This window comes from Streptomyces sp. NPDC059169 (assembly GCF_042755225.1).
Taxonomy (GTDB): Bacteria; Actinomycetota; Actinomycetes; order Streptomycetales; family Streptomycetaceae; genus Streptomyces.
Map to the genome: position 1 here is coordinate 73912 of NZ_JBHZCF010000019.1, position 26955 is coordinate 100866.

At 70.9% G+C, this 26955-nt stretch carries 23 protein-coding genes and 1 pseudogene; 7 read left to right on the top strand and 17 right to left on the bottom strand.

Annotation, left to right across the window (positions count from 1 at the left end):
• Positions 1-56 precede the first annotated feature (56 nt).
• Both ACFXOM_RS29260 and ACFXOM_RS29265 read right to left on the bottom strand, forming a co-directional pair.
• On the bottom strand, positions 57-1277 hold the full coding sequence (locus ACFXOM_RS29260) for an acetyl-CoA C-acetyltransferase (RefSeq protein ID WP_384940106.1): 1221 nt from the start codon (positions 1275-1277) through the stop codon (positions 57-59).
• 337 nt (positions 1278-1614) lie between these two features.
• Complete coding sequence (locus ACFXOM_RS29265) at positions 1615-2631, bottom strand: SGNH/GDSL hydrolase family protein (protein WP_384940104.1); 1017 nt, start codon at positions 2629-2631, stop codon at positions 1615-1617.
• A 126-nt stretch (positions 2632-2757) separates the two neighbouring features.
• Here ACFXOM_RS29265 and ACFXOM_RS29270 point away from each other — a divergent pair, with 126 nt between their 5' ends.
• A complete protein-coding gene (locus ACFXOM_RS29270; protein ID WP_385040270.1) occupies positions 2758-4146 on the top strand; it encodes a cystathionine beta-synthase in 1389 nt (462 codons plus the stop codon).
• A 336-nt stretch (positions 4147-4482) separates the two neighbouring features.
• Here the strand turns inward: ACFXOM_RS29270 and ACFXOM_RS29275 are convergent, their stop codons facing one another.
• Positions 4483-4896, bottom strand: coding sequence for a hypothetical protein (locus tag ACFXOM_RS29275; protein ID WP_384940100.1), 414 nt, complete (start codon positions 4894-4896; stop codon positions 4483-4485).
• Between the two features lie 153 nt (positions 4897-5049).
• Between ACFXOM_RS29275 and ACFXOM_RS29280 the strand changes: the two genes are divergently transcribed.
• Positions 5050-5889, top strand: a complete 840-nt coding sequence (locus tag ACFXOM_RS29280; protein WP_384940098.1) for a MurR/RpiR family transcriptional regulator — start codon at positions 5050-5052, stop codon at positions 5887-5889.
• Between the two features lie 56 nt (positions 5890-5945).
• On the opposite strand, the gene ACFXOM_RS29285 is transcribed toward ACFXOM_RS29280, so the two are convergent.
• The 7 genes and pseudogenes from ACFXOM_RS29285 to ACFXOM_RS29315 all read right to left on the bottom strand — a co-directional run bounded on the left by ACFXOM_RS29285 (position 5946) and on the right by ACFXOM_RS29315 (position 10624).
• Positions 5946-6320, bottom strand: a complete 375-nt coding sequence (locus ACFXOM_RS29285; RefSeq protein WP_384940096.1) for a hypothetical protein — start codon at positions 6318-6320, stop codon at positions 5946-5948.
• A 26-nt stretch (positions 6321-6346) separates the two neighbouring features.
• A complete protein-coding gene (locus ACFXOM_RS29290; RefSeq protein WP_384940094.1) occupies positions 6347-6754 on the bottom strand; it encodes a roadblock/LC7 domain-containing protein in 408 nt (135 codons plus the stop codon).
• Between the two features lie 38 nt (positions 6755-6792).
• Positions 6793-7536 carry a transcriptional regulator gene (locus ACFXOM_RS29295; RefSeq protein WP_384940092.1) on the bottom strand — a complete coding sequence of 248 codons (744 nt, stop codon included), beginning with the start codon at positions 7534-7536 and terminating at the stop codon, positions 6793-6795.
• Between the two features lie 11 nt (positions 7537-7547).
• Positions 7548-7958, bottom strand: coding sequence for a hypothetical protein (locus ACFXOM_RS29300; protein WP_384940090.1), 411 nt, complete (start codon positions 7956-7958; stop codon positions 7548-7550).
• A gap of 606 nt (positions 7959-8564) precedes the next feature.
• A pseudogene (locus tag ACFXOM_RS29305) lies at positions 8565-8717 on the bottom strand (DNA-binding protein); the annotation flags it as partial.
• Between the two features lie 166 nt (positions 8718-8883).
• Positions 8884-9498, bottom strand: a complete 615-nt coding sequence (locus ACFXOM_RS29310) for an HD family hydrolase (protein WP_384940088.1) — start codon at positions 9496-9498, stop codon at positions 8884-8886.
• A 13-nt stretch (positions 9499-9511) separates the two neighbouring features.
• The gene (locus tag ACFXOM_RS29315; RefSeq protein ID WP_385040273.1) at positions 9512-10624 is read right to left on the bottom strand and encodes a multiprotein-bridging factor 1 family protein; all 1113 of its coding nucleotides are present in this window, start codon (positions 10622-10624) and stop codon (positions 9512-9514) included.
• A gap of 128 nt (positions 10625-10752) precedes the next feature.
• On the opposite strand from ACFXOM_RS29315, the gene ACFXOM_RS29320 reads away from it, so the two are divergent.
• On the top strand, positions 10753-10971 hold the full coding sequence (locus tag ACFXOM_RS29320; protein ID WP_384940084.1) for a hypothetical protein: 219 nt from the start codon (positions 10753-10755) through the stop codon (positions 10969-10971).
• Positions 10972-11338: 367 nt separating this feature from the next.
• Here the strand turns inward: ACFXOM_RS29320 and ACFXOM_RS29325 are convergent, their stop codons facing one another.
• Both ACFXOM_RS29325 and ACFXOM_RS29330 read right to left on the bottom strand, forming a co-directional pair.
• Positions 11339-11800 carry an SRPBCC family protein gene (locus ACFXOM_RS29325; RefSeq protein WP_385040276.1) on the bottom strand — a complete coding sequence of 154 codons (462 nt, stop codon included), beginning with the start codon at positions 11798-11800 and terminating at the stop codon, positions 11339-11341.
• Between the two features lie 127 nt (positions 11801-11927).
• On the bottom strand, positions 11928-13238 hold the full coding sequence (locus tag ACFXOM_RS29330) for a diaminopimelate decarboxylase (RefSeq protein ID WP_384945582.1): 1311 nt from the start codon (positions 13236-13238) through the stop codon (positions 11928-11930).
• Positions 13239-13343: 105 nt separating this feature from the next.
• Between ACFXOM_RS29330 and hutU the strand changes: the two genes are divergently transcribed.
• The 3 genes from hutU (at position 13344) to ACFXOM_RS29345 (ending at position 17604) form a co-directional block, all read left to right on the top strand.
• Positions 13344-15002, top strand: a complete 1659-nt coding sequence (gene hutU, locus ACFXOM_RS29335; RefSeq protein WP_384940078.1) for a urocanate hydratase — start codon at positions 13344-13346, stop codon at positions 15000-15002.
• Positions 15003-15088: 86 nt separating this feature from the next.
• Entirely contained in the window at positions 15089-16279 is a 1191-nt protein-coding gene (locus ACFXOM_RS29340; protein ID WP_384940193.1) for an allantoate amidohydrolase, read from the top strand.
• A complete protein-coding gene (locus ACFXOM_RS29345) occupies positions 16270-17604 on the top strand; it encodes a formimidoylglutamate deiminase (RefSeq protein WP_384940076.1) in 1335 nt (444 codons plus the stop codon). Before ACFXOM_RS29340 ends, ACFXOM_RS29345 begins: the two co-directional genes overlap by 10 nt.
• 37 nt (positions 17605-17641) lie before the next feature.
• Here ACFXOM_RS29345 and ACFXOM_RS29350 read toward each other — a convergent pair whose 3' ends face one another.
• Positions 17642-18991: a hypothetical protein gene (locus ACFXOM_RS29350; RefSeq protein WP_384945584.1), complete on the bottom strand. Its 1350-nt coding sequence runs from the start codon at positions 18989-18991 to the stop codon at positions 17642-17644.
• A gap of 135 nt (positions 18992-19126) precedes the next feature.
• On the opposite strand from ACFXOM_RS29350, the gene hutI reads away from it, so the two are divergent.
• A complete protein-coding gene (gene hutI, locus ACFXOM_RS29355) occupies positions 19127-20299 on the top strand; it encodes an imidazolonepropionase (protein WP_385040279.1) in 1173 nt (390 codons plus the stop codon).
• 155 nt (positions 20300-20454) lie between these two features.
• Here hutI and ACFXOM_RS29360 read toward each other — a convergent pair whose 3' ends face one another.
• The 4 genes from ACFXOM_RS29360 to ACFXOM_RS29375 form a co-directional block, all read right to left on the bottom strand.
• Positions 20455-20796, bottom strand: coding sequence for an antibiotic biosynthesis monooxygenase family protein (locus ACFXOM_RS29360; protein WP_384945587.1), 342 nt, complete (start codon positions 20794-20796; stop codon positions 20455-20457).
• Between the two features lie 573 nt (positions 20797-21369).
• Complete coding sequence (locus tag ACFXOM_RS29365; RefSeq protein WP_384940068.1) at positions 21370-22056, bottom strand: hypothetical protein; 687 nt, start codon at positions 22054-22056, stop codon at positions 21370-21372.
• A gap of 532 nt (positions 22057-22588) precedes the next feature.
• The gene (locus tag ACFXOM_RS29370) at positions 22589-24271 is read right to left on the bottom strand and encodes a ricin-type beta-trefoil lectin domain protein (protein WP_385040282.1); all 1683 of its coding nucleotides are present in this window, start codon (positions 24269-24271) and stop codon (positions 22589-22591) included.
• 318 nt (positions 24272-24589) lie between these two features.
• The gene (locus tag ACFXOM_RS29375) at positions 24590-26104 is read right to left on the bottom strand and encodes a sigma-70 family RNA polymerase sigma factor (RefSeq protein WP_385040285.1); all 1515 of its coding nucleotides are present in this window, start codon (positions 26102-26104) and stop codon (positions 24590-24592) included.
• Between the last annotated feature and the right edge of the window lie 851 nt (positions 26105-26955).

A 26955-nucleotide genomic window follows, 5' to 3' on the forward strand; every position in this document is an offset into this window, starting at 1 on the left:
GGCCCTTCCACGGCCCCGGCGGCCCTGCGGAGACGCGCCGGGGCCCGGTCCGGGTCCTAGCTGAGGCGCTCGATCACCATGGCCATGCCCTGGCCGCCGCCGACGCACATGGTCTCGAGGCCGAACTGCTTGTCGTGGAACTGCAGGGAGTTGATCAGGGTGCCGGTGATCCGGGCACCGGTCATGCCGAAGGGGTGGCCCACGGCGATCGCGCCGCCGTTCACGTTCAGTTTGTCCAGCGGGATGTCCAGGTCCCGGTAGGACGGGATGACCTGTGCGGCGAACGCCTCGTTGATCTCGACCAGGTCGATGTCGCCGATGGTCAGCCCGGCGCGCACCAGGGCCTGCTTCGAGGCCTCGACCGGGCCGTAGCCCATGATCTCGGGGGAGAGCCCGGAGACGCCGGTGGAGACGATCCGGGCCAGCGGGGTCAGGCCCAGCTCGCGCGCCTTGGTGTCGGACATGATCACGAGGGCTGCGGCGCCGTCGTTCAGCGGGCAGCAGTTGCCGGCGGTGACCAGGCCGTCGGGTCGGAAGACCGGCTTCAGGCCCTGGACGCCCTCCAGCGTGACGCCGGCGCGGGGGCCGTCGTCCTTGCTGACCACGGTGCCGTCGGGAAGGGTGACGGGGGTGATCTCGCGCTCCCAGAAGCCCTTCTTGATGGCTTCCTCGGCGAGGTTCTGGGAGCGGACGCCGAACTCGTCCATGTCCTCGCGGGTCACGCCCTTGAGGCGGGCGAGGTTCTCCGCGGTCTGACCCATCGCGATGTAGGCGTCCGGGAGCAGGCCGTCCTCGCGCGGGTCGTGCCAGTCCGCGCCCTCGCTCGCGGCGACGGCGGCGGTGCGGGCCTCGGCATCGGCGAACAGCGGGTTGTGGGTGTCGGGCAGGCCGTCGGAGGTGCCCTTGACCGAGCGGGAGACCATCTCGACACCGGCCGAGACGAAGACGTCGCCCTCGCCCGCCTTGATGGCGTGCAGTGCCATCCGGGACGTCTGCAGCGACGAGGAGCAGTAGCGGGTGATCGTGCAGCCCGGGAGGTGGTCCATCCCCATCTGGACGGCGACGATGCGACCCAGATTGTGGCCCTGCTCGCCGCCGGGGAGGCCGCAGCCGAGCATCAGGTCGTCGATGTCCCTCGGGTCCAGCTCGGGGACCTTGGCCAGTGCGGCCTGGATGATGGTCGCCGTCAGGTCGTCGGGGCGCAGGTCCTTCAGCGACCCCTTGAAGGCGCGGCCGATCGGCGAGCGGGCGGCAGAGACGATCACGGCTTCGGGCATCACGGCTCCAGAGGGATGTACGGCAGTCACGGAAGTCTGATGGGGAAGTTACCCTCACGTATCCCTCGGGTCACCGTGCGGAGCATGTGATGAGGGCCTCTTTTCTAAGCGGTCGCTTACGCGGCGGGGGTCTCGCTCTGTCCCGGCGACGGCGGCGGCCGGGGGCCTACGGACGTCCCGAGCAGCAGTGCGGTGGGCCGCATCCCCAGGTGCGGCGGTGGCGGTGACGGCGGCGGCCGGGCGGGGCGCCGGAGCCCGCGGTGAGCCGCGCGTGCGGCGGCGCGGCCGGCCCCGTGGGGGAACCGCAGCCGGACGCCCCCGGCCGGTTCGACCGCGCTCACTCCTGTCCGTGCACCTGTGCCGGGCGGGTGTCCGAACGCGCGGGATCCGACGGGACCGGCAGGCGCCGCCGCCTGCGGTGCTTGAGCAGCGCCCACGGGGCCCGGGCCCCGGTGACCTCCGTACCGGCCTCGCTCGCCGCCTCTGCGGCCGCCTTGGCGACCGGCAACATGTCCTCGTGGCGGTCGGCGTCCAGCCGGTCCGACCCCGGCCACAGCCCCAGGACGGCGCACAGCGTGGGGAGCACTGCCATGGCCGCGGTCGCGTACCCCTCCGCCGACGGGTGGTAGTTGTCGGGGCCGAACAGCTCCCGCGGGTTCGCCGCGAACTCGGGACCCAGGAGATCGCCCAGCGAGACCGTACGGCCGCCCTGCTCGACCACCACGATCGTCTGCGCGGCTGCGAGCTGGCGCGAGACGCGACGGGCCAGCCAGCGCAGCGGCTGGTACACCGGCTCGATGGTGCCGAGGTCCGGGCAGGTGCCCACCACCACCTCCGCGCCAGCCGTACGCAGTCGGCGCACCGCGGCCGACAGGTACCGCACGGACTCGGTCGGGGGCATCCGACGCGTCACGTCGTTCGCCCCGATCATGATCACGCAGACGTCCGGCAACCGGGCCGGATCCCGGAGCGTCAGGGTGACCTGCCGCTCCAGGTCGTCCGACCTGGCTCCGGGGACGGCCACGTTCTGCAGCTCCACGGGACGCTCCGCCACGGCGGCCAGCCCTGAGGCCAACAGCGCGCCCGGAGTCTGTCCCGCCCTGCGCACTCCTTGGCCCGCAGCCGTCGAGTCGCCCAGCAGGACCAGGCGCAGCGGGTCCGACAACCCGTAGGCCGTCCCGTACAGTCCGTCGGCGCCTGGGGGGAACGGCGCGGTGCCGCCCCCCACCGATCTTTTCGCCAGCTGCACCTCGGCCAGCAGCACCGTCACCGCCGCGGCGCCGAGCAGCCCGATCCCGCCGCCGCCGTAGGCCGCGCCTGCAGCGATCCGGCGTGCAACTCTCGCCCTCGACACAGTCCCAGCCACCTTCCGTAGCCGTGCCCCCGTACAAGAGCTAACTGCCCCGTAACGACTGTCGCCCAATCTCGGTCCCGTACGCATACGCTGGCGGGACTACTACGGAGATCCCGGAGACTTACGGTGCAATTCCACGACTCGATGATCAGTCTGGTTGGCAATACCCCGCTGGTGAAGCTCAACAGCGTGACCGCGGGCATTCAGGCGACGGTCCTCGCCAAGGTCGAGTACTTCAACCCCGGCGGTTCGGTGAAGGACCGCATCGCGCTGCGCATGATCGAAGCCGCCGAGCAGAGCGGCGAGCTCAAGTCGGGCGGCACGATCGTCGAGCCGACCAGCGGAAATACCGGTGTCGGCCTGGCCATCGTGGCCCAGCAGAAGGGTTACAAGTGCATCTTCGTCTGCCCTGACAAGGTGTCCACGGACAAGATCAACGTGCTGCGGGCCTACGGCGCGGAGGTCGTCGTCTGCCCGACGGCGGTCGACCCCGAGCACCCCGACTCGTACTACAACGTCTCGGACCGCCTCGTACGGGAGACCCCGGGTGCCTGGAAGCCCGACCAGTATTCCAACCCGAACAACCCCCGCTCGCACTACGAGACGACCGGTCCCGAACTGTGGGAACAGACCGAGGGGAAAATCACTCACTTCGTCGCGGGCGTCGGCACCGGCGGCACCATCTCCGGCACCGGCCGCTACCTGAAGGAAGTCAGTGGCGGCGCCGTGCGGATCGTGGGCGCGGACCCGGAGGGCTCCGTCTACTCCGGGGGCTCCGGCCGTCCGTACCTCATCGAGGGCGTCGGTGAGGACTTCTGGCCGACCGCCTACGACCCCGACGTCACCGACGAGATCGTCGCGGTGTCCGACAAGGACGCCTTCCAGATGACCCGCCGCCTCGCCAAGGAGGAGGGCCTGCTGGTCGGCGGGTCCTGCGGCATGGCCGTCGTGGCGGCGCTGCGCGTGGCCGAGAGCCTCGGCCCGGACGACGTCGTGGTCGTGCTGCTGCCCGACAGCGGCAGGGGCTACCTCTCGAAGATCTTCAACGACGAGTGGATGAACGACTACGGTTTCCTCGACCAGGCCGGCGACGAGCCCCGGGTCGGCGACGTCCTGCAGCACAAGGAGGGCGGTCTGCCGTCTCTGGTGCACATGCACCCCGAGGAGACCGTCGGCCAGGCCATCGAGGTTCTCCGCGAGTACGGCGTCTCCCAGATGCCGATCGTCAAGCCGGGCGCCGGGCACCCGGACGTCATGGCCGCCGAGGTCATCGGATCGGTCGTGGAACGCGAGCTCCTCGACGCGCTGTTCGCCCAGCGGGCCTCGCTCAACGACCCGCTGGAGAAGCACATGAGCGCTCCGCTGCCGCAGGTCGGCTCCGGTGAGCCGGTGGGCGACCTGATGGCCGTGCTCGGTGCCGCGGACGCCGCGATCGTGCTCGTGGAGGGCAAGCCCACCGGTGTGGTGAGCAGGCAGGACCTGCTGTCGTTCCTGGCGCGGGGCGAGGGCAGGTAACGGAGCGGTGCGCGGGGACCGCCGCACCCCCGGCTGCCGGGGGGCGGGACGACGGCGGTCCCCGCGGGGACGCGGTCCGGGTCAGGTCCGGCTCCGCGTCCGGGCGTCCGTGGAGGTCCGGGAGCCGCTCCGGAAGTCCTTGACGCCGACAAGTTCACTGTGCCGCCCCCGTGTTAAGCGCGTGCTGCGCCAACGTGTCGCCCTCGTACCACTTTTGCGAAGCTCTCGCCCGGCCGTTGCGGCAGCCCGGGGCGCCGCGGCACGGGGGTACGCCCCCGGGTCCGGGGTCCCGGCAGGCCGGGGACGGGACGCCGCGCCCCGGTGCCCTCGGGGCCCTCACCCCTCCCGGTCCGCCGTCGGCCCGCGCCGGGGCCACCTGCTGTCACGCAGGACGTGCACGGCGTTGACGCCGACGATGCCCGCCCAGGACACGAGCAGCCCCTCGAGTCCGGCGTGCGCCGCACCGATCGCCGACAGTGGTATCGCCAGGACAAGGGTGGCGATCGCGAGCCCGAAGCGTTCACCGACGTTCCCCGCGGGCCGGCCGGAGCCGTGCGTCCCGCGGACCGCGCGGACCTGCTGCTCGGCCAGCCGACGCCGGACCTGGGTGTCGACGGCGGCGTCCATGCGCTGCCCGGCCTTCTCCAGGAACGACTCGATGAGCGCCTGCTCGTACTCCGTGCCCAGCTCGCGGCGGGCCCGGAGGGTGGCGTCGAGCTCCTTGGCGAGCTCGGGGTCACGGGACTCCATGCCGTCAGCGTAGGAAGCGGCGAGCGTTGCGTCAGTGGGGCTGTCCCCCGTATTGCCGTCTTGCCCGTCCTGTATATGGTCATGCAGAGTTGATCGGGGCTGAATAGGTTGTCCGGCGCATTCGTTGATCGGTGAGACGACAAGGGGGACGGCATGAGCGACAACAGCCCTGCCGCGCGACTGCAGCAGCTGTTCGAAGGGCACCGGCTCACGCCCACCCAGCGCCGCATCGCCCACTGCATGGTGCGTCGCGCCGCCGACGTGCCGTTCCTCTCCAGCGTCGAGCTCGCCGAGCTCGCCGGGGTCAGCCAGCCCTCCGTGACGCGCTTCGCCGTGGCGCTCGGCTTCGACGGCTATCCCGCGCTGCGCAAGCACCTGCGGGAGGTCGCACCGGCCGAGCCGGCGGTCGAGAAGGAGCCGTACACCGAGTACCAGCAGGCGGTGCACGCCGAGATCGAGAACTTGCGCCACCTCGCCGACATGCTCGCCGACCCCGCCCCGGTGGAACGCGCCGGCCGACTGCTCGCCGCTTCCCGCCCGCTTCCCGTCCTCGGCCTGCGCGCCGCCTCGTCGCAGGCTCGCGGATTCGCGTACTTCGCGGCCAAGGTCCATCCGGACGTGCGCCTGCTCGACGAGGGCGGGACGATGCTGGCCGACCGCATCGACGCGGCGCGGCGTGCGGGCGCGAGCGCACTGCTCTGCTTCGCGCTGCCGCGCCATCCCAAAGAGGTCGTGGATGCACTCGCCTACGCCCGCACCACCGGGTTGTCCGTCGTGACGGTGGCCGACTCGGCCTTCGCCCCCGTCGCGGCCCACAGCGATCTGCTGATCCCGGCGGCGGTCGGTACGGGCCTGGCGTTCGACACCGCCTGCGCGCCGATGCTGCTGGGCCGGGTGCTGCTGGAAGCGATGTGCGACGACCTTCCGGACGCGCAGATGCGGCTCGAGGAATTCGATGCCCGGGCGGCGGAGCGGGGTCTCTTCGCCGAGTAGCCCCGCTCCGGCGCTCCGGTCCGCCGTCGGTGTGTAGTGCAGCGCTGCCCGGGGGGTCAGACCTCCAGTTGTGCCTCGATCTTCCGCAACTGGTGGCGGGCCATGGCCAGGTTGGCTCGCTTGACGTCCAGCGCCAGGTAGAGGAAGAGGCCGTTGCTGCCCCGGGTCTTGAGCAGCCTGATCAGGTGGTACTGCGTGCCGAGCGAGATCAGGATGTCCTCGATCTCGTCCTGCAGGCCGAGCATCTCCATCGCGCGCAACTTCGCGCGGACCACGTCGGTGTTGCCCGCGGCCGCCACGTTCAGGTCCAGGTGCTTCCCGCCGCCGATGGTGCCGAGCGCCATCCCGCTGGTGTAGTCGACAAGGGCGACGCCCACGGCGCCCTCGATCGCGGTCATCGCTTCCTTGAGGCAGGTCTCGGTGTTCGTCATGGTGATGCCTTTCCTTGTGGTTGAACTCATCTGGGGGATGGGGCGTTCGGGTCGAGTCGGTCGAGGGCGCCGTTGACGAGGTCGCCTATGCGCGCACCGGTCCTGCGGGCTTCCAGGTGCAACCGACCGACATTGACTCGCGGCTCGGCCGTGACCGTGAGGACGGCAGCCGCACCCGCCGCGTACGTCGCCACATAGCCGTTCTCACCGCGGACCAGTAGTTCCCGGAAGCCGCCCTGACCGGTCGCCTCGGTGAGCCGCACCGCCACGCCGAGGGCGGCTGCGGTCAACGCGGCGACGGTCTCGGCATGCGCGTCGGGTGTGTCACGGGCCAGCACCAGCCCGTCCACACTGGCCGCGAGGGCACCCGTGAGCTGCGGTAACCGGGTCCTCAGACGGTGGAGTTCGTCGAGGACTCCGGTGCTCGCAGTCATCAGCTGTCTCCTCTCGGCGCGCTGCCTCATCGCGCGCATCACAGCGTTGCCTCCAGGGCGTCACGGAGTCGGCGGAGCAGGGCGACGTCCGGATCGACGGAGGTCTCCATGACCCGGGCGACATCGGGGGGCGGTAAGGGCGCGGCGACGGGACGGGGGGTCTCCACGAGCCCCGCCGCGGCCAGTCGTCGCACGTCGATCAGCGTGTGGAAGGCGGGACGGCCCAGGGCTCGGGCGATGTCGCCCGGGGTCCGCACGCCGTCTGCCAGGTCGAGCACGGCTCGCTGGCGCGGGGCGGCGTGGACGCAGCCGGGTTGTGCGGCGCGCACCACCGGCGCGGTGTCGGTCTCCGGGTACGCCCAGAGACGGTCGAGCAGGGCCCGGCGGCGCACGGTCTCCCGCTCGATGGTTTCGGCGGGGACGGGCCGCACCGAGCCGAGCCAGTGGGCCACCCCGTACCGGAACCTGGACGGACCGCCGTTGGGTGCGAGCGCGAAGAACGCGGCGTCGAACAGCGCACCGAGGTGGCAGATTTCCAGTTCTCCGCCGGAGACGCGGCCACTGTCGACGAGGTACCGGGCGACCTTGCCGAGGGCCCCGGCCTCGCGCAGGGCCTCCGTCCAGCCGTCGGCGCGCAGTCGGCCGGCGGCGGTCAGCAGGACGTCGATGCCAGGAGCCGCGGGACTTTCGGCATGCACCACTTGGCCGTCGACGAGGTAGAGCGTTCCGCGGTCGCGCAACAGTGCGCCGGTGGCCCGCTCGGCGGCGAGCCTGAGGAGCATCGGCGAGAGGGTCACTCCAGCACCAGCCGCTCGGTCAGGTCCCGCATTCTCAGGCGGGCCAGGGCGAGGTTCCCCTCGCCGCGGTCGAGCCATAAGTGCAGCAGGACGCTGCTGTCGAAACTCGTCTCGACGAAGCGCAGGACGTGGTAACACGTGCGGGTGGTGACGACGACGTCCTCGACCGGTGGATACTTCTCGGGGTCCGCGCCGAGGTCGTCGGCGGTCCGCACCGGGGAGAAGGTGGGGTGCTCCGCCGCCATGCGGGCGAGCTCGGCAGTCTCGGCCGCCGCCGTCTCGTGGCCCTCACCGGCCGCGTCGCCGACCGTCCCCAGGGCTAGGCCGCTCGTCCAGTCGACGAGGGCGGCGCCGCGCACTCCGGGTAGCCGCATGGCGTGCAGCAGACACTCGTCAATTCCGGGCACGCGGAATTCCCCCTCCAGCACGTGTGCGATCGGCTCGGACGTAAGTCCGTAGCCGGGAGGTTACGCACCGTGCAGGCTCCTGGTGGGAGTTCCGGCAATTCCCAACGGAACGTGCTCGCGGTTCGATAAAGTCCGCCGCCCTCGTGCCGGCCGAGAGGTCGGAGGGCCCACGTGCCGGACCCTCATCCCCATCCTGTTGACGGCCCGGAGCGCGATGCCGAGCAGTACCAGCGCCCCGGCCCGCCCCGGCCCGGTCCGCCAGTGGGCTCACCAGGGCTGGAACCTGGGCAAAATCTTGAGGCCGGCAACAAGGTCCTGCCAGCACTCCGCAATGAGAGCGAGGCGATGCTTCGCATCTGGGCTGAAGTAGGGAAACTTCAAGCCAGGGGAAGGTTTCGTGCGCGACTGCAGGAGCGACGCAAGCCGCAAGCATCAGACGGTCGCCGAGTTCTTCGAGTGTCGAATCTTGGAGTCCCGTTCCTGAGCAGGCCAGTTGAGCTCTGCGGCGAGGCGCGCCTACTCTGCCTGCTGGCAACTCGCCTACGAAGAAGAGGAGTTGCCTGCTCGGTGGAGGTGTAACATCCTGCGTCAGGACTCCGGTGAGCTGTGCAGGCTCGCACCCGGCAGCAGAGCGGTGGTGGACTCTGTCAGAGCCCGGGCGACGGGTTCCACCTGATGTCGCGACAGCGTCCACTTCAGCGCGGCCCTATTGATCCTTGGGTGGATCACCTCGACCAGCACGGCGGCCGAGGTGACGACATGTGCACCGATCTCCCCGTCCCCGACCACGAACCACGGATCCGAACACTGGAGAAGGGCCGGTGGCCTCTGCCCACTATCGGCGTTCTCGCCGGTGTAGCAGGCGTAGCAACCGGCGCCGTAAGCCTGTTCGCCCGCTGAGATCGACGCGCCTCTTTCCTGATCCTCACGGGTTGGGCAAGGGGCGCTTGCGCGTTTTCTCGTTAGCCCTTTCGCCAAGGGTTGAACGCAGCCAGTCCAATGACCCCTGGCTCAGCAACTCGTCCGCGAGCCGCTGACCCGTCTTTGTGACGAGACGGCCTCGGCTATTGTCGATCCAGCGCTGGGCGTTCTCGTAGCCCTGTGCTTTGTACTCGATGCCCTGCAGCATGCACTCCAGCTTGTCCGCGTCCCGGGCGCAGACGGCTTCTGGAGACTCCTTGGCCTCGTACTCCGCGATCAGCTCCAGCACCGTCTCAGCCAGCTGCTCCGGCATGCCAGCCACCTGGTCCGCGGTAACGGCTTCGGGGTCCGCCTCGGTCGAGTACTTCTTGCCCAGGTAGTTCACGTCGCCCGTGCGCGTCTCCTGGGTGTCATGCCACACGGCAAGGAAGGCGGCTTGAGCGGGATCGGCGCCTTCCAGCTTGGCGATGATCGAAGCGATCAGGGACGTCCGCCAGGCATGCTCGGCGACGCTCTCGGGGTCACGTACTCCGGCCATCCACCAGCCCGTGCGGCGCGTGTGCTTGAGAGTGCCTGCCTCGTACAGGAAGTGCGCCACCGCGGATAGGTCGTCAGCCACAGCTGGTCTCCTCTCACGCCTCGGAGAGGCGGATCGCGTACCGGATGTTCTCGAGCTCGCGGCGAGCCCTCGCCGACAGTTCGCCGTTATCCAACATCACGGGGAGTCGATCACGTAAGGCGCGCCCTGCTCCGCTCGAACGGAGAAGGTTCGGCCGAGCCGCGAGAAGAGTCCACAGCGTGTGGACGTTGAGGTCAAAGAATCCGTGGGCGGGGTTGAGCCCGCGCACCAGGTGCTGCAGCAGTTTGTCTCCCGGCCAGTTGCGCGGGTCCTCGGTCGCGATGAACTCATCCGAGAGCTGAGCGTGAGGCGCCTCGCCGATCCAGTACGCCCAGTAGTTGAGGTTCGCCGCCTCGTTAGTGGTGTCACCGTCCAGGGCGGTGATGAAGTGGGTCATGCGGTCGCGGTCGCCCTGCCGCGCTGCGACGGCGGCCACGGAACGTTCGTTGAGCCACCGGGTCAGCCAGTCGTCGGGCCGGCCCGCACTCTGCTGGTGGGCGAGCCCCTCGCCGGTGTCCGGGGTCGAGTCGTAGCCGGCCAGGTAGAGGGCTTGGCGGCGGAGCAGGAAGTGGTGGGCGCCTCGGGCGGTCTCGGCGGTCCGCCGCATGCGGGAGAAGAACCGTCTCCGGTCGTCCGCGGCGAGCTCGGGCCCCTTGGGCACGGGGCCCCGGCGTGGGCGGGGTGGCTCCGGCAGGTCCCGCAGCGGAGTGGGGGCCACACCGTTGAGGGGCCAGGTGAGTACTTCGACGAGATCGCGCTGCATCACCCACGCGCCGAGCGGATCCTGATCGGCTGGTGTCTCCTCACCCAGTGCGCTCGACAGCAGCACGTCGGCTTCCATTGCCCGCTCGAGGGCGAGGAGGAGCGGGGGTGCGGCGCCGAGCTGGAGCAGCCGGTGGCGGTGTACGAGCATCTGCCCTACGGGAACAGCGGTGAGGGGCCGTCGGCCGGATTCCCACCCGGCGAGCGTGTCGGCGACGACGCGCATACGCTCAGCGAGCGTTTCCTGAGTGAAACCGAGTTGCTCGCGGGCCAGGCGTAATACGTAGCCGGACACGATGCCGCTGCGGTGGCGCACACCGGTTCCCTGACTGGTGGTCGGGGTGGATCGCTTACTGCTGCCCATGGCTGTCCCCTTGGCCGGGAGTAGCGGAGGGATACCCGTACCCGCAGTCACTACTTCCAGAGAACTCGTCCTTCTACCGTCGTAGTCAGTGACAGCGAGCAACTCAGCGTAGTCGAGGGACTTACATCGTGAATGCCAATGTGCAGAGTCCGGCGCCGGTCCTACCGGCGATCGGCAGCCTCACCGCCAGACAACAGCGCGGCATGGACTGCGTGTTCTGCTGTGTCGTCCTCACACCCGCCATCGCGGTCGACATCGACGGCGAGCACTACATTTGTCGCCTCGATACGCGCACCCGCTGGTTCCCGCGCCGCTGCCGCGACTGCCCGAAGGGCGGCCGCCCGTGATCTGCGCGAAGTGCGACCAGGTTATCCGCCCGGGCCAGCGCTACGAGACGCGCGACATCCACTCCGCGTCCGGTCCCGGCTGCGTCGTGCACGTACACGTCGTTTGCCCCGGCAAGCCGCGCGGCCATTAACACTCCCGCCTGCTGCCATTGCGGCGGCTTGGGCAGTGGGCGGGATCACTACCTCCGTCCCGGCCGGAAATCCCCGGCAGGAGCGGCCGAGACGGACCCGGGACCACCCGATGGAAGGACCCGCAGCAAGCGCACGATGACGAGGAGACCAACTCCTCGTTGACGGGACACCGAGAGGTCCCTGCTCGCGCCTCGACGGGTGATTCCTGCCGAGCGGGCACTTCGACCGTAACGGGTCAGCCGCGGTCCTCCACGGCGGACGCCACGTCGGCGAGGTCCCGCTCGATCGCCTTGACCACGGCCTTCTTGCCGAGGCGGCCGAACACCCTGGCGAGCAGACCCTGCATCCCGCCGGGCGGCACGGCGGAGAACGTCATGCGCACGGTCGTCGTCTCCGGTCCGTCCGCTCGCAGGGCGAACTGCGACACGTAGTGCGTGCCGTGGCCGTCCGCCTCGACCACGAAGCGTTCTGGTGGTTCGCACGCCGTCACGTACAGCTCCTCGGTGGCCTCCTTGCCGAACATGCGGCGGGTCTCGCGCCACCGGGTGCCGACCCCGAAGGCTCCCTCGGTGAGCACCTCGATCTTCTGCACCCCGCTGAGCACTCGCTCCGTGCCGCGGAGATCGGTCAGGGCCTCCCACACCCGCGCCGAAGGCGCGGCGATCCGGCGTTCCACGACGACGCTGCTGCTGGTCATGCCTCCACGGAAGCACCGGTGCGTGATGCCCGCCACCGTCGGTCCGCCACGTCCGTCGGAGCGCGTTGGCGCGGCCCGACGCACAGGCGCGGGGAAGGAGGCGAGGGAGATATAGGGGAGGGGCTCGTCAGAGCAGTGCGTCCACCGACCCGCCGCCGGACTCGGCCACCATCTCGTCCAGGGTCTGCGCGGGCCGGGCGGTCACGAAGCGCACCCCGTCGGGGCCCGTGTGGAAGCCGTGCACGGCGGGCCGGACGAGGCTGTTGTAGGCGTAGTGGTTGGTGAAGTAGTACGCGCCGGTGTCCAGGACCGCGACCAGGTCGCCGGGCTCCAGCAGCGGCAGCTGCCGGGCCTCGGCCAGCAGGTCGCCGGCGAAGCAGGCGGGGCCCGCCACGTCCTGCTCCACGCTCGCACCGTTCCTGGGCAGCCCCTTCGCGTCGTACGCGACGATCCGCAGCGGCCACGAGGCGGGGTCGTAGACCGTGCGGGTGGCGAGCTGCACGCCCGCGTGGGTGACCGCGATGGGTCGGGCGCCCGCCGTCTTGGTGTACTCGACGCGGGCGAGGACGGTGCCGTGTTTCGCCAGCAGGGACCGGCCGAACTCGGTGACCAGGCCGTAGCGCCCGTCGAAGAGTCCGGGGATCTCGTCGCGCAACAGACGGGCGTACTCCGCGAACGTGGGGGTCTCCTCGTCCGTGGAGAAGTTGACCGGCAGTCCGCCGCCGATGTCCAGTGCGTCGACCTGCCGTCGTCCCGCGGCGGCGTTGATCTCCTCGGCGAGGTCGTACGCGGTCCGCACGCCCTCGGCCATCTGCCGGAGGGTGAGGCCCTGAGATCCGGAGTGCGTGTGCAGTCGGGTCAGCCAGGGGCGGTCGAGGTAGGCCCGCACCACCCAGGCGCGGGCGCCGTCGTCACGCAGTGCCACACCGAACTTCGAGGTCGGCGTGGCCGTCGAGAGCGCGCCGATCGCGCCCGCGCCGATCTGCGCGTTCACCCGGATCCCTACCGGCGAACGCAGGGGACCTGCGCCGGCCAGGGCGTCGATCCGGGCCAGCTCCTGAGGGTTGTCGGCGTTGATGGCGATGCCGAGGGCGAGTGCCTCGCGCAGTTCGGCCGCGGTCTTGGCGGGGGAGTCGAGGACGATCCGTTCCGGCCGTACTCCGGCAGCGCGGGCCAGCGCCAGTTCCCCGGGACTGGCGACCTCGGCTCCGACGCCCTCGGTGTGCAGCAGTCGCAGCACCGGTACCAGTGGCGCGGCCTTCACGGCGAAGGCGTGTAGGACGGACCCCTTGGTGACCTGCTGGAACGCTGTCGTGAGTGCGGCGGCGGAGGCGCGGATTCCGGCGATGTCGTACAGGGCGGTGACGGGTTCGTCCGCGGTGATCAGGCCCTGTTCCACGGCAGCGCGTACGGCGTGGTCGCGACGGTGTGAAGCCATGTCCGCCAGTCAATCACCGGTGGCCTCCCGCCCACCCTGTTGACTGAAATTATTCAGGACGTCAGGATGTGAATAGAACAGTCAACGTCGCGAGGAGGCATCGGCATGTCTGGACCCCGCCCCGTACGGGCACCGCGTGGTACGGAACTGAGCGCCCTTGGGTGGCAGCAGGAAGCCGCGCTGCGCATGCTCCAGAACAACCTCGACCCGGAGGTCGCCGAGCACCCCGACAAGCTCGTGGTCTACGGCGGCACCGGCAAGGCCGCCCGTGACTGGCGCTCCTTCGACGCGATGGTGCGCACCCTGCGGACGCTGAAGCAGGACGAGACGATGCTCGTCCAGTCCGGCCGACCCGTCGGCGTCATGCAGACCCACGAGTGGGCCCCGCGCGTGCTGATCGCCAATTCCAACCTGGTCGGCGACTGGGCGAACTGGGAGGAGTTCCGCCGCCTGGAGGCCCTCGGCCTCACCATGTACGGCCAGATGACCGCCGGCTCCTGGATCTACATCGGCACCCAGGGCATCCTCCAGGGCACCTACGAGACCTTCGCCGCGGTGGCCGCGAAGAAGTTCAACGGCACCCTCGCCGGCACCATCACCCTGACCGCCGGCCTCGGTGGGATGGGCGGCGCCCAGCCGCTCGCCGTCACCATGAACGACGGTGTCGCGATCTGCATCGACTGTGACCCCCGCGCGATCGATCGGCGCATCGAACACCGCTACCTGGACGTGCGCGCCGACTCGCTCGACCACGCCCTGCAGCTCGCCGTCGAAGCCCGCGACGCCCGCCGGCCGCTCTCCATCGGCGTCCTGGGCAACGCCGCCGAGCTGGTGCCGCAGCTGCTGGCGAGGAACGCGCCGATCGACATCGTCACCGACCAGACGTCGGCCCACGACCCGCTGTCCTACCTGCCGATCGGCGTCGACTTCGACGACATGGCGTCGTACGCGGCCGAGAAGCCCGCGGACTTCACCCAGCGGGCGCGCGAGGCGATGGCCAAGCACGTCCAAGCCATGGTCGGCTTCATGGACGCGGGCGCCGAGGTCTTCGACTACGGCAACTCGATCCGCGGCGAGGCACAGCTCGCCGGGTACGACCGGGCCTTCGCGTTCCCCGGCTTCGTGCCCGCCTACATCCGCCCGCTGTTCTGCGAGGGCAAGGGCCCGTTCCGCTGGGCCGCACTGTCCGGCGAGGCCTCCGACATCGCCAAGACCGACCGGGCGATGCTCGATCTCTTCCCGGAGAACGAGTCCCTGGCCCGCTGGATCAAGATGGCCGGCGAGCGCGTCCACTTCCAGGGCCTCCCGGCACGCATCTGCTGGCTCGGCTACGGCGAGCGTGACCGCGCGGGCGAGCGCTTCAACGACATGGTCGCGAGCGGTGAGCTGCAGGCCCCGCTGGCCATCGGCCGCGACCACCTCGACTGCGGATCCGTGGCCTCCCCGTACCGGGAGACCGAGGCGATGCTCGACGGCTCCGACGCCATCGCCGACTGGCCGCTGCTCAACGCCATGGTCAACGTGGCCTCCGGCGCCTCCTGGGTGTCCATCCACCATGGCGGCGGCGTCGGCATGGGCCGCTCCATCCACGCCGGACAGGTGACGGTCGCGGACGGTACGAAGCTCGCCGGGGAGAAGATCCGCCGCGTCCTGACGAACGACCCGGGCATGGGCGTCATCCGCCACGTGGACGCGGGCTACGACATCGCCGAGTCGGTGGCCGACGCCAAGGACGTCCGCGTCCCGATGCGGGAGGGTCAGTGACCAACCCCCGCCAGGGCCCCGTGGCCCAGCCCCCCGGTGCGGACCGTCCGGCGGACAGGGCAGCGGGTACGCCCTCCTTCCGGGAGATGTGGGCCCAGCTCGCACCCGTCGGTCGCGACGGCGGCACCGGCGGCTACCGCCGCTACGCCTGGACCGGCGCCGACGCCGACTGCCGGACCTGGTTCCAGGAGCAGGCCGAGGCGCGCGGTCTGCGCCACGAGACCGACCGCAACGGCAACCAGTGGGCCTGGCTCGGCGACCCCGCCGCCGGGGACGCCGTCGTCACCGGGTCGCACCTCGACTCCGTGCCCGACGGCGGCGCCTTCGACGGCCCGCTGGGCGTGGTGTCCGCCTTCGCGGCGCTCGACGAACTCCGCCGCAGGGGAGCGACCTTCACCAAGCCGTTCGCCATCGCCAATTTCGGTGATGAGGAAGGTGCCCGGTTCGGCCTCGCCTGTGTCGGCTCCCGGCTCGCCGCCGGGCAGCTGACCAAGGAACAGGCGTACGAGCTGCGGGACGGCAACGGGGTGTCGCTGCCCGCCGCCATGGAGGCGGCCGGCTACGATCCGGCCGTCATCGGCCCGGACCCCGCACGGCTCGCCGGCATCGGCGCCTTCGTCGAACTGCACGTCGAGCAGGGTCGCGCCCTGGACCTGACGGGCGATGCCGTCGGCATCGCGTCCGCCATCTGGCCGCACGGCCGCTGGCGGTTCGACTTCCGCGGGGAGGCCAACCACGCGGGCACCACCCGCCTGGTGGACCGCCGCGACCCGATGCTGACGTACGCCGAGACCGTCCTCGCGGCCCGGCGCGAGGCGGAACTCGCCGGCGCCGTCGCCACCTTCGGCAAGATCTCGGTCGAGCCGAACGGCGTCAACGCCATCCCGTCGCTGGTCCGCGGCTGGCTGGACTCGCGCGCCGCCGACCAGGCCACCCTGGACACCGTCGTCGCCGCGATCGAGCAGGCCGCCAAGGACCGCGCCCAGGCGGACGGCGTCGACCTCGCCGTGGCACGGGAGTCGTTCACGCCCGTCGTCGAGTTCGGCCACGCGCTGCGCGACGAGATCCGCGACCTGCTGGGCGGGCGGGTGCCCCTGCTCGGCACGGGGGCGGGACACGACGCGGGCATCCTCTCCGGCTCCATCCCGACCGCCATGCTGTTCGTACGGAACCCGACGGGAGTCTCGCACTCCCCGGCCGAATCGGCGGCCGAGGACGACTGCGTCGCCGGGGTCCTCGCACTCGCCGACGTACTGGAGGGCCTCGCGTGCAGGTGACGTACTGGCTGGAGCACGCCTGGCTCGGCACCCGTGTCGAGCCGGGCGTCGCCCTGGACGTGGCCGACGGCCGGATCACCGCCGCACGAACCACGGCGGAGGCGCCGGAGCCGGGTGCGGTGGTGCTGCGCGGCCTCACCCTGCCCGGCCTCGCGAACGCCCATTCGCACGCCTTCCACCGTGCGCTGCGCGGGCTCGTTCAGGTCGGGTCGGGAACCTTCTGGACCTGGCGCGAATACATGTACCGGATCGCGACGCGGCTGACGCCGGAGTCCTACCACGCGCTGGCGCGAGCCGTGTACGCGGAGATGGCGCTGGCCGGGATCACCTCCGTCGGTGAGTTCCACTACGTGCACCACGCGCCGGACGGGACGCCCTACGCCGACCCCAACGCGATGGGGGAGGCGCTGATCGCCGCCGCGTCGGAGGCCGGCATCCGGATCACGCTGCTCGACACGGCCTACCTGTCCGCCGGTTTCGGAGAGCCACCGAACGAGCACCAGCTCCGCTTCTCCGACGGCACCGCCGACGCGTGGGCCGCGCGCGTCGCGCAACTCAAGGACGGGGACACGGTGCGCATCGGCGCGGCGATCCACTCCGTCCGTGCCGTTCCGGCCGCACAACTCTCGACGGTGGCCGCCTGGGCGCAGGAGCGCGACGCGCCCCTGCACGTGCACCTCTCGGAGCAGACCGCGGAGAACGAGGCCTGCCTCGCGGCGCACGGCTGCACGCCCACCCGGCTGCTCGCCGACCACGGCGTGCTCGGCCGCCGCACCACGGGCGTCCACAACACCCATCTGACGGACGAGGACATCGCCCTGCTCGGCGGCACGGGCACCGGCACCTGCATGTGCCCGACGACCGAGCGTGATCTGGCCGACGGCATCGGGCCGGCGCCCGCCCTCCAGGACGCGGGCTCCCCGCTCTCGCTCGGCAGCGACAGCCACGCGGTGATCGACCTCCTGGAGGAGGCCCGGGCGATGGAGCTGAACGAGCGCCTCCGCGCCCGCACACGCGGCCACTTCACGGCTGCGGCGCTGCTGCGGGCCGCGTCGGAGGACGGCCACGCGGCCCTCGGCTGGGACGGGGCGGGACGTCTGGAGGCGGGCGCACTCGCCGACTTCACGACCATCGCACTGGACACGGTGCGGACCGCGGGGCCGGTGCCCCGACTCGGCGCGGAGACGGCCGTCTTCGCAGCGACGTCCGCGGACGTACGCCACACCGTGGTGGCGGGCCGCCAGGTGGTCCGGGACGGTGTCCACACCCTGGTGCCCGACGTGGCGTCGGCGCTGGCGGAGACGATCGGGGCGCTGCGCGGTTGAGGCGCGGGGGCGGCTCGGGGCCGATGCTCCGGGCCGCTCACCGGCGTTGACGCCGGGCGGAGCGATCCCGCTTCGCGTCGTCGCACGCCTCCGGGGCCTTCGAAGCGCGCCAGCCCCGGCTGCGCCGTACCAGAGCCGGTATCCACGGTGCCGCGCCGAGGAAGGCCAGCAGGCAGAGCCACGGCAGCCGCCACCACCACGTCAGGCTCGCCGGCGGTGCCGCCGCCGGCTGCGACACCCACGGCCGCGCGGTCTTCGACCACGCCAGGAAGGCGTCTCCGATCGGGAGCAGACCGAAGGCGTAGCGCTTGGTCCACGGCGTGTCGAGCGGCAGCCCCAGCAGCTCGCTGTGGTTCGTCAGTCCCTCGGCGAGCGCCGTGTCGCCGTGGACCTGGGCCGCGCCCGCGGTGACCACCGACGCCGACGCGCTGACCCCCAGGGGCAGCGGGCCGGAGTCCACGTCAGCCGGGCCGTCCGTGCCGTCCGGGTACTCCCGCACCGCCGGGCCGAGACCGAGCGGGAAGGCGACGTAACGGTCGCGGAAGCGCAGGTACTGCTCGCCGGCGAAGGCCGGGTCGACATCGACGAGGAAGCGCTGGATCACGCTCTGCGAAGTGGCCCTGGCGACCTCGGTCGGAGCTCCGGTCGCCGGGTCCACGCGGTGCGGGAGCAGCCCGGTGCGCGGATCGAGACGGTCGCGCACCGCACGGACCCAGCGGTCGACGGTCCCGGCGAAGTGCGGGGCGAGCAGCTTGTCGTGCAGCCGTAGCGACGCCATGGCCACCGTGGAGTCCACCGGCCAGGCCTGGCCGGGGTAGGCCGACAGGAACGGTGTCTTCGCCGCGTCGAACGCGGCGCCGAGCGCTTCGGAGTCGTCCGCGAACCGGCGCAGCTCCTCCGGACCACGGTCCGCCGCGGGTTGCAGTCCCAGCACCCCGCCGCGCAGCCAGTTGCTCCAGCCGCGGTAGAAGACGCCGTACGAGGGGACGAGGCCCGCGCTGAACGGCGCACGGCCCGACGGGGAGTCCAGCCGTTCCAGCGCCCACCGCGCCTCCCGCAAGGCCTCGGACCGTGCGCCCCGCTCTTCGCGCATGCCGATCTCGACCCAGCTCAGGCCGTACAGCGCGTGCAGGAAGAAGTAGCCCTCCGGGAACAGCCGCTGCGCCTCGTCACCCGCACCGTCGTCCAGGGCGGCGCGCAGGAACGCCAACTGCCGCTGCACTCCGGGCGGTGCACTGTTCGTCCCGGCGGTGGCGGGTACGACCAGGCGCGCCATGCCCGTGAGCGCACAGAGACCGACGAGCGCGGCGAACAGTCGGAACGCCCCTCGTACCGCCCGGCGTGATCGCACCGACGACGGACGCACTGGTGATCGAGTCCCCGACATGGGTCCGACCCTACCGGCGGGGTCACCAGGGCCTGGGCGGCAGTGGCGGGAGCGGCCTGTGGAAGCATGGGGGCGTCAAGGTCTGCCCCTGGCCGTAGGGGGACGGAACCCGATGGATCCCCACGGAGAAGAACCATGAGCAGCACTCTGATCACCAACATCGGCGCACTCGTCACCAACGACCCCGCTCTCGGGGACGCGACCCCGCTGGGACTGATCGAGGACGCCGCGCTGGTCCTCGACGGCTCGAACGTCGTCTGGGTCGGCCGGGCGGCAGAGGCACCCGCGGCCGACGAGGCCCATGACGCTGGTGGCCGCGCCGTGATCCCCGGGTTCGTGGACTCCCACTCACACCTCGTCTTCGCCGGTGACCGCACCGCGGAGTTCAACGCACGCATGTCCGGCCGTGCCTACTCCGCCGGCGGCATCCGCACCACCGTCGCCGCGACCCGCGCAGCGAGTGACGCCGCACTCGAGGCGAACCTCACCCGCTACCTCGACGAGGCCCTCCGGCAGGGCACGACGACCTTCGAGACCAAGTCCGGGTACGGTCTGACCGTCGATGACGAGGCCCGTGCCCTGCGGATCGCCGCGCAGCACACCGACGAGGTGACCTACCTCGGAGCTCACGTCGTCTCCCCGGACTACGCCGACGATCCGGCGGCCTACGTCGAGCTCGTCACCGGCGAGATGCTCGACGCCTGCGCCCCGCACGCCCGCTGGGTCGACGTCTTCTGCGAGAAGGGCGCCTTCGACGGGGACCAGGCCCGCGCGGTCCTCACCGCGGGCATGGCCAAGGGGCTCCTCCCGCGCGTGCACGCCAACCAGCTGACCTACGGCCCCGGCGTGCAGCTGGCCGTCGAGTTGGACGCGGCCAGCGCCGACCACTGCACCCATCTGACCCAGGAGGACGTCGACGCCCTCGCGAGCGGCAACACGGTCGCCACGCTGCTGCCCGGTGCCGAGTTCTCCACGCGTGCCCAGTGGCCCGACGCCCGGCGGCTGCTGGACGCGGGCGTGACCGTGGCACTCTCCACGGACTGCAACCCGGGCTCGTCGTTCACCTCCTCCGTGCCGTTCTGCATCGCGCTGGCGGTACGGGACATGGGGATGACACCGGACGAGGCGCTGTGGTCCGCCACGGCGGGCGGCGCGGCGGCCCTGCGCCGCACCGACGTCGGCCGTCTCGGTCCCGGTTCCCGCGCCGACCTGGCCCTCCTGGACGCTCCGTCACACGTCCACCTGGCGTACCGGCCGGGCGTGCCCCTGGTCTCGGGAGTGTGGCGGCAGGGGGTCAAGGTCGCCTGAGACGTGGCCACTTGGTGCACGGAGGGCGCGACGGGGGTGCATCGGGCATGCGGAACGGGGGAGGTCCCGCGCCCCCGTGCGGTTCCGTCCCCACCCGCGAGGCGCACGGAAACGCGTCCCCGGCGTCCGGCCGGAGACGCGTGAGACCGTGGGCGTCAGCCCTGCTTGGGGGCCGCCTGCTGGACGACCTCGAAGGACCACACGGTGGAGCCGCTGGCCGCGGGCTTCGGGTGTTCGCCGGCCTGGCCGCCTCCTTGCCCGCCACCCTGGTGCGCGGCCTTCATCGGGCCCTCCATCCACGCGTTGAAGGACGCCTCGTCGCGCCAGCGGGTGTAGACGAGGTAGTTGTCGGTGCCTTCGACCGGGCGCAGGAGCTCGAACCACTCGAAGCCGTCCGAGCTCTCCACGACGCCCGCACGGGAGGCGAACCGCTTCTCCAACACCTCGCGCTGCTCTTCGGGGACCGTGAGTACGTTGATTTTTACCACGCTAGGCACATGACACCTCTCAGAAATCACAGGCCGGGCACTGTACCTAGCCTTGACCACGTGCGAGCAGTCTCCTACATCCGTCAGTCAAAGCGTCGTGAGGACGATGCGCAGGCGTCACCCGTGGCGCAGCGCGACAGGCGCGCGTCACTCATCGGCTCCAAAGGTGGAACGACGCGGGCCACTTCGAAGACGTCGGCAAGGCCCGGATGGGACCCAGGCATCCACCGTCCGGGGTCCGAAGAGATGATGGCTGCCGTACGCGGCGGGGCCTGTGGACGCGGTGGTGGTCTCCTCGCTGTCCCGACGCTGTGCGCTACCTCGTCGACAACGGCGTGAAGTGGATGGCCATGCCGGTCGACTTCCCGTACTGGCGGGGGACTTCTTCCGCCGCTGGCGGGCCGGTGACTACGTGTGTGAACTGCACGAACGCCCTGCGCCGCACGGCGAGGAACGCTCAGAGGCCAACGCCGAGCCCAGTGCGGGGGTCATCGACGGTCAGTCGGTGGGCGCCTGCGAAACCGTCGGCGAGGACAGCCGCGGATACGACGGCGGCACGTCTCATGACGGACGCAAGCGTCATCAAGGATTGCATCCGCGCCATGGGTCGGAACACGCAGGCACCAGAAGTTCCGCTTGCAGCTGCGGGGCCGTGCGAACGCCCGAGCTACCTGAGGCTGCGACGGAGGTGGCGGTGCTTCCGGTGGTTTGGAACACGTTGAGGGAAATCACATCACCGGCGTTCAGTGGAACGATGGTCGACACCTCTTGTGTCTGATCTCCGGTGGACGCGGGCTTCACGTCTGTGGCGTAGGCATTACCGTTGACGAGGATAGAGAGATTCAGGGACGTGCCGGCCGTGGGGGTGACTTGCATCCAGCGGACTCGCGATTTCAGGAGATATCGTCCGGGCGTCCGAACGACGAGAGTCGAGTTCGCCGAATCGAACATCGAGTCCGTGTCGTAGACGGCCTCGGAGAAGTTGATCTGCGTGGTGCTTGTGGAGGGAATCTGCTGGTTGTCGTCGGCGTAGATGCTTGCGCCGACGTCGAGAATCTGCTGGCAGTCTTTGTGCTTGTCGCGATCGCATCCGCGATCCGGCCGTGCGGTTTGCTCTGAGAGCTTCATGCGACTGGTGATTTCCTGGTCCGCTCCGGTCGCATGGGCGACGCCCGCGGCAGGCAGGACCAAGGCGAGCGATGTGAGCACACTCGCAGTCAGCAGCCCCTGCCGGGACCTGTATTTCTTCCAGAAAACGGACCCGTGCATGGGGTGCTCCTTGACTGTGAGGGGCGGCTCGTCATCTCCGGTGAGAAGTCTGGTCAGCCGGATCTGACCACGCAAACGATGCTCCTCCGAATGGAAGCCGGTGGCGCATCATGGGAATGTCCACGTGGTCTGGGGCCGGGTGTGACCCGGCCAGTGCTCCAGCGGGACCGCTGTCTGAACCGGAACGATGCCGGCGGTTGGATTCCAGCCGGCTGAGGGCGCGCCAGGACCCGTCCTGAGAACCTGGATTCGTGCGCCGCCGGCAGGTGACGGCGGTAGCGGCCGGACGTCGCCGCACGAGATGTGTCCCCCGCCTCGGCCGGGGCCTGCGCGAGCGGCTGATGGCCGTGTGGACGGCCGGCGGGGACGCGGGACCTGCTGTGGGCGACACCCGTGGCCGGGATCCGGCAGTTCGGGCTGGTTCGCCCCCGCCGGGGCCCGCCAGGCGTTCAGGAACGTCCGCCCCCTGGGCGGCCGCCCGGCACCGGATGCCCGGGTTGCCGGAGCGGCAGGTGGCGGGCGGAGGGCGGAGCTACTGCGCCGGCCCCGCGGTCCAGCGCTGTTCGGCTCTGCCCTGGAGGCGCTGAAGATGCAGCTCGCTGCCCGGCCGGCCGTGGTCCGGCGTGACGGCGAGATCCGGTGCATTCACGGGACGGATGGCTCCGTTCCCGTCGATGTCGAAGAGTAGGTCGGACCTGGTCAGACCACCCGCGTCGGCGCAAGGCCAGGTGCCGAGCGCGAAGTTCACGCCGCCCTGGGCATCCAGGCAGTCCGAGGGGTCGCCGCCGTTGCGTAGCTGTCCCAGCCGGTCCACGTACCAGAGCTGGGTCCTGGAACCCGAGCAGCGAGCCATCTGGACGTCGAAGCCAAACCCGTCGATGTCCAGGCACAGCCCCGAGGACACATTGACGACGGGTGCGGGATCTGCACCGGGGAGCTTCGGCGCGGGCGGTCTGGGCGGAGCCTCGGCGGTGTGCGTCGGGCTTGGCCGTGGTCCGGTCGTCGTTGGGGGCATGGGGTGTTGCCGTTTGGGGGACATCGCCGGTCTCGGTGGGTGGGTGGACGGCGACGACGCGGTGACGGTGGCGGTGACCGTCGACTGCGGGTGCGTAGGCTGCGGGAGCGGCAGGGTCGGTGGGGTTGCAGTGGCGTGGCCGGCTTGCTCCGAGTCCGCGGAGCCGGTGGTCAGCGCGCTCAGGATGAGGGCGACGATCCCCAGGACCGTAAACGCGATCACCGCCGGCACCACGTAGCCGGGTGGCACCCTCCATCGTCCTGCCTTTCCCCCCGGGGCGTCGGCGTCCGTGTCGGTGGAGGAGACCGGGGGGTCCGGCGCCGGTCCGGCGCCCGACGCGGCAGCCTGCGGTTCTCCTGAGCCCGTTGGGGACTCGGTGGCGACGGGCACCGGACCCGCGGCCACATAGGCGGCACCGCCCCAGCGGAGCAGCCCCTGTGCCAGGGCGGTCCGGGGACGCTCGGAGAAGCGGGTCAGTTCCGCGAGCGCCTGGGCGCAGGAAGGGCATGTGTCGAGATGCCGGCCGAGGTCGCGGCTGCGGCGCGCTGCACGGGGCTGCGCCGCAGCGTCGACGAGGCGCCCGTAGGCCTCGCAGGCGGGACTCCCGCGCTCGAAGTGGGCCTCGACGAAGGCCTGCCGGAGGGAGGCGAGCGCTTTTTCCCTCGCATCCTCCATGTGGTCCCGATCGATTCCCGCGTACACGGACGTCGAGGCTTCCGACTCCTGCTCGACGACGCAGTACCACAGGGTGACGCGGGTGCGTTCCGGCAGTCGGCAGAAGGCCCTGAACAGAGTCGGGACCTCGTCGTCCCGCCGCCGCTCGTCGTCCCACCACCGGAGGAAGTCCACGTCGAGCAGGCGCCGCCGTTCCCCGCCTGCCCATTCCTCCGCGGTCCGCTGCACGAGCGTCAACAGGTGGTGGCGCCATGTTCCCGGCGGATCGACTCCGCGGCTCGCCTCCTCGACGGCGAGGTCGAACGCCGTAGCGGCGAGCCGGTCCCTGGCATCCCTGTTCCGGGCGAACAGCCAGGCGTACGACAGCACCGCGGGCAGGTGACGCCGCCGGAACTCCTCTGCGGCCGGGAGTGAGGCCGGCGCTCTCTCGCGCATGTGCTCGGCGAGTTGTGTATCGGTCTGCTCTGCGTATTCCCGCTGGTCGAAGACGAACGCGACCTCCGCCGGCTCCTGCTCGGACACCACGATGAATCCCGTGCCTATCTGCTCGTGCCTCGCTCGATCCGCGCCGGCAGGGCTGCACTTGGCGACGGGATCTGGTCGGCCCGTCCGCGCGCGAAGATCGTGCGGGCGCGTGTGACTCACGCGCCGGCACAGGAGAGAGTCGCGGGAGGCTCCTGTAACGGAAAGCGGCCCCCTGCGGGAGTGGTACATGTCACGTGCTGATGGCCTTCGACGGCGGCCGTCCACCCGCATGGCCCCTCACGGTCAGCGATCCAGGGGGGCGGCAGGCCGGGTACGACTTCCGTGCCGGGGAGGAGGGGCCGCGTGCCACCGACCGGGTCAGGCGGGGCGCGCGAGATTCTGCACCCATACGGTCCCGTCGGGACCCTTCGCCGTTCCCACGCCCACGTCGCGGTACTCGCAGTCGAGCATGTTCTCCTGATGGATCGAACCGTCCATCCAGTCCTCCACCACGACCGACGGGTCCGAAGTGCCCTGGTCCAGGTTCTCGCCCCATGAACCCCAGTCGTACCCGGCGGCGCTGATCCGCTCGTCTGCGTGCAGCCCCTCCGGGTTCGCGTGATCGAAGTAGCCGCGGGCCACCATGTCCTGGGCGTGCTTGCGGGCAGCCTCACTGAGCCGCGGGTCGATCCTCAGGGGTGCGCAGCCGGCCCGAGCCCGGCGGACGTTGACGAGTTCGGTGAGCCGTTGTTCGGGTTCCACCGCTGCGGGGGTGGGGCTGGGTTTGAGCGTGGGAGGCGGCGTGGGCGTTGGAGTGGGCGTCCGCGTGGGTGTGGACGGGGATGCTGACGGAGTCGGGGACATGATCGTCGTGCGGACGGCCCTGGGCTCGGGCGCCTGTTCCGAGCCGGGCCACAGCAGAGCGAGCAGCAGCGCACCGGCCACCGCTCCGCCGCCCGCGGCGCCGACGACGGGCCATCCCCCTCCGGCCCCTCCTGTCGCCTCTCCTCCCGGCACCGTGCCCGGTGGGTCGTTCACCCCGCTTGCGGCGCCCGAGGGGTCGGTGGTGCTGCCGACGGGATCGGGATGGCCGTCCGGGCCGTACGAAGAGGGCGGAACGGCGGGGTAGCCGTACAGGGGTACCACCATGGCGGTACCCGCCAGCAGTCCCTGCGGCGGCACGAGGTCCGCCCAGTGCGTGGAGCACGCGGGGCAGGTACGTGCGTGCCTGGCGATCCTCTTGCGCCATACGGACGACGGCGTACCGTCCCAGCCCGCGGTGATCTCTCCCAGTTCCACGCAGCGGGGACGGGAGCCGACGGCGCGAACGACGACCCGGCTCACCTCCAGCCGCTCCTTCATCCGCTGCACGCGCACGCCGGCGTGTTGGGGAGTCACGTCCAGAGCCGTTGCCAGCTCGTCCCGGGTGAGTCGACCAGCGGCTTCCTCCCACCACAGGGCAAGGACCTCCCGGTCGTTCCCGTCGAGCCATCGGGTCGCTTCGGCTACCTCCCGGCGCTGTCCCGAGAGCTCGAGCTGAAGAATGGTCAAGTCGACGAAGTCGGGTCCGCGGTCGACGCCCTCGGGGACGGACTCGAGCGAGGTCGCAGCGACACGCTGCCTGTTGTGCCAGCGGTGACGTATCTCGTTCACGGCTATGGCGACCATCCAGGAGCGGAAGCGCGACGGCTCCCGCAGTCCGCCGATGCCGTGGAGCACCCGGAGCATCGTGTCCTGGACGACGTCGTCCACGTCGGCGTGGCCGTCCAGCGCGCGTCCCACGATGTTGTAGATCAGCGGCAGGTAGTCCGCAACCAGCTGTTCCCGAGCATGTTGGTCCCCGTCCCGCGCCGCGGTGACGACGTCGATTCCGTGCAGATTTTCCCTCTTCATTCGTTTCTCTCCCCTTTCCCCCCATCCTCGAAGCCGGTTGTCGGGGCGCGCCGCAGCAACCAGCTGAGATGTCCGCGCGCACGCCCTGCGGCCCGGGTCAGGGACAGTACCGCACACACGTTCAGGGGCCTGCCGGTCCGGTCGGCCCCTACGCGGGGGCCGCCGGGCATCCGCGCACCTCGCCCCGGCGCGTCCCCGCTCCGGAGGTGTGGCGGCGCCTGCCGGACCGCCCGAGGGCCCTCCGGTGCGTCGGGTGCCGGGCCCGAGCGGGAAGGAGGCTCGCTCGGGTCGCTCACGCGACCGGCGCCGGCCTCCCGGATTCTCTTTCGCAAAACCTGTTACACGGGCTGCGCGGACCGCTCTCCTGTGCGCCGGAACGACCGGCCTGGGAGTCGACAGAGCGGAGCCACCATGCACCACCGTGACCCTCGTCACGCGAGCAGGACGGGCGAGACGGGCGAGAGCCGGCAATTCCTCACGGAGACGTACGGCCTGACGGAGATGCCAGGTGATCCCCGCCCTGAGGGCGGCCCGGGGTCACGCGCATCCAGAAGGGGGCAGCGCCACCGCGCGCGGGCCCGAACGCTCGTCGTCGCCGCTGTGGCCGGCTTCGCGGTCACCGTGGGTGCGGGCTACGTCCTGAGCGGTCACGGGGAGGGTGCGCGCACCAAGGCTTCGAACCGGGAGGAAGTCCTGGAGTACGAACCTGAAAGGCCTCATCCTGAGTCTTCCGTGATATCTGATCCCCAAATATCACCTTCCCGTACGGCTTCGGCGTCTGCGTCCACCGCGGCCACGGCGAAACCGTCCGGGAGCGGGAGGCCCTCAGTCCGTCCCGGTTCCGGCGCCGG

What these genes read in the sequence shown, in the direction of transcription:
- ACFXOM_RS29285 (WP_384940096.1), bottom strand. Translation starts at nt 6,320, where the DNA reads ATGACGAACACCGAGACCTGCCTCAAGGAAGCGATGACCGCGATCGAG.
- ACFXOM_RS29315 (WP_385040273.1), bottom strand. Translation starts at nt 10,624, where the DNA reads ATGGGCAGCAGTAAGCGATCCACCCCGACCACCAGTCAGGGAACCGGT.
- ACFXOM_RS29290 (WP_384940094.1), bottom strand. Translation starts at nt 6,754, where the DNA reads ATGACTGCGAGCACCGGAGTCCTCGACGAACTCCACCGTCTGAGGACC.
- ACFXOM_RS29280 (WP_384940098.1), top strand. Translation starts at nt 5,050, where the DNA reads ATGAGCGACAACAGCCCTGCCGCGCGACTGCAGCAGCTGTTCGAAGGG.
- ACFXOM_RS29325 (WP_385040276.1), bottom strand. Translation starts at nt 11,800, where the DNA reads ATGACCAGCAGCAGCGTCGTCGTGGAACGCCGGATCGCCGCGCCTTCG.
- hutU (WP_384940078.1), top strand. Translation starts at nt 13,344, where the DNA reads ATGTCTGGACCCCGCCCCGTACGGGCACCGCGTGGTACGGAACTGAGC.
- ACFXOM_RS29365 (WP_384940068.1), bottom strand. Translation starts at nt 22,056, where the DNA reads ATGCACGGGTCCGTTTTCTGGAAGAAATACAGGTCCCGGCAGGGGCTG.
- hutI (WP_385040279.1), top strand. Translation starts at nt 19,127, where the DNA reads ATGAGCAGCACTCTGATCACCAACATCGGCGCACTCGTCACCAACGAC.
- ACFXOM_RS29295 (WP_384940092.1), bottom strand. Translation starts at nt 7,536, where the DNA reads ATGCTCCTCAGGCTCGCCGCCGAGCGGGCCACCGGCGCACTGTTGCGC.
- ACFXOM_RS29375 (WP_385040285.1), bottom strand. Translation starts at nt 26,104, where the DNA reads ATGAAGAGGGAAAATCTGCACGGAATCGACGTCGTCACCGCGGCGCGG.
- ACFXOM_RS29260 (WP_384940106.1), bottom strand. Translation starts at nt 1,277, where the DNA reads ATGCCCGAAGCCGTGATCGTCTCTGCCGCCCGCTCGCCGATCGGCCGC.
- ACFXOM_RS29340 (WP_384940193.1), top strand. Translation starts at nt 15,089, where the DNA reads ATGTGGGCCCAGCTCGCACCCGTCGGTCGCGACGGCGGCACCGGCGGC.
- ACFXOM_RS29275 (WP_384940100.1), bottom strand. Translation starts at nt 4,896, where the DNA reads ATGGAGTCCCGTGACCCCGAGCTCGCCAAGGAGCTCGACGCCACCCTC.
- ACFXOM_RS29330 (WP_384945582.1), bottom strand. Translation starts at nt 13,238, where the DNA reads ATGGCTTCACACCGTCGCGACCACGCCGTACGCGCTGCCGTGGAACAG.
- ACFXOM_RS29350 (WP_384945584.1), bottom strand. Translation starts at nt 18,991, where the DNA reads ATGTCGGGGACTCGATCACCAGTGCGTCCGTCGTCGGTGCGATCACGC.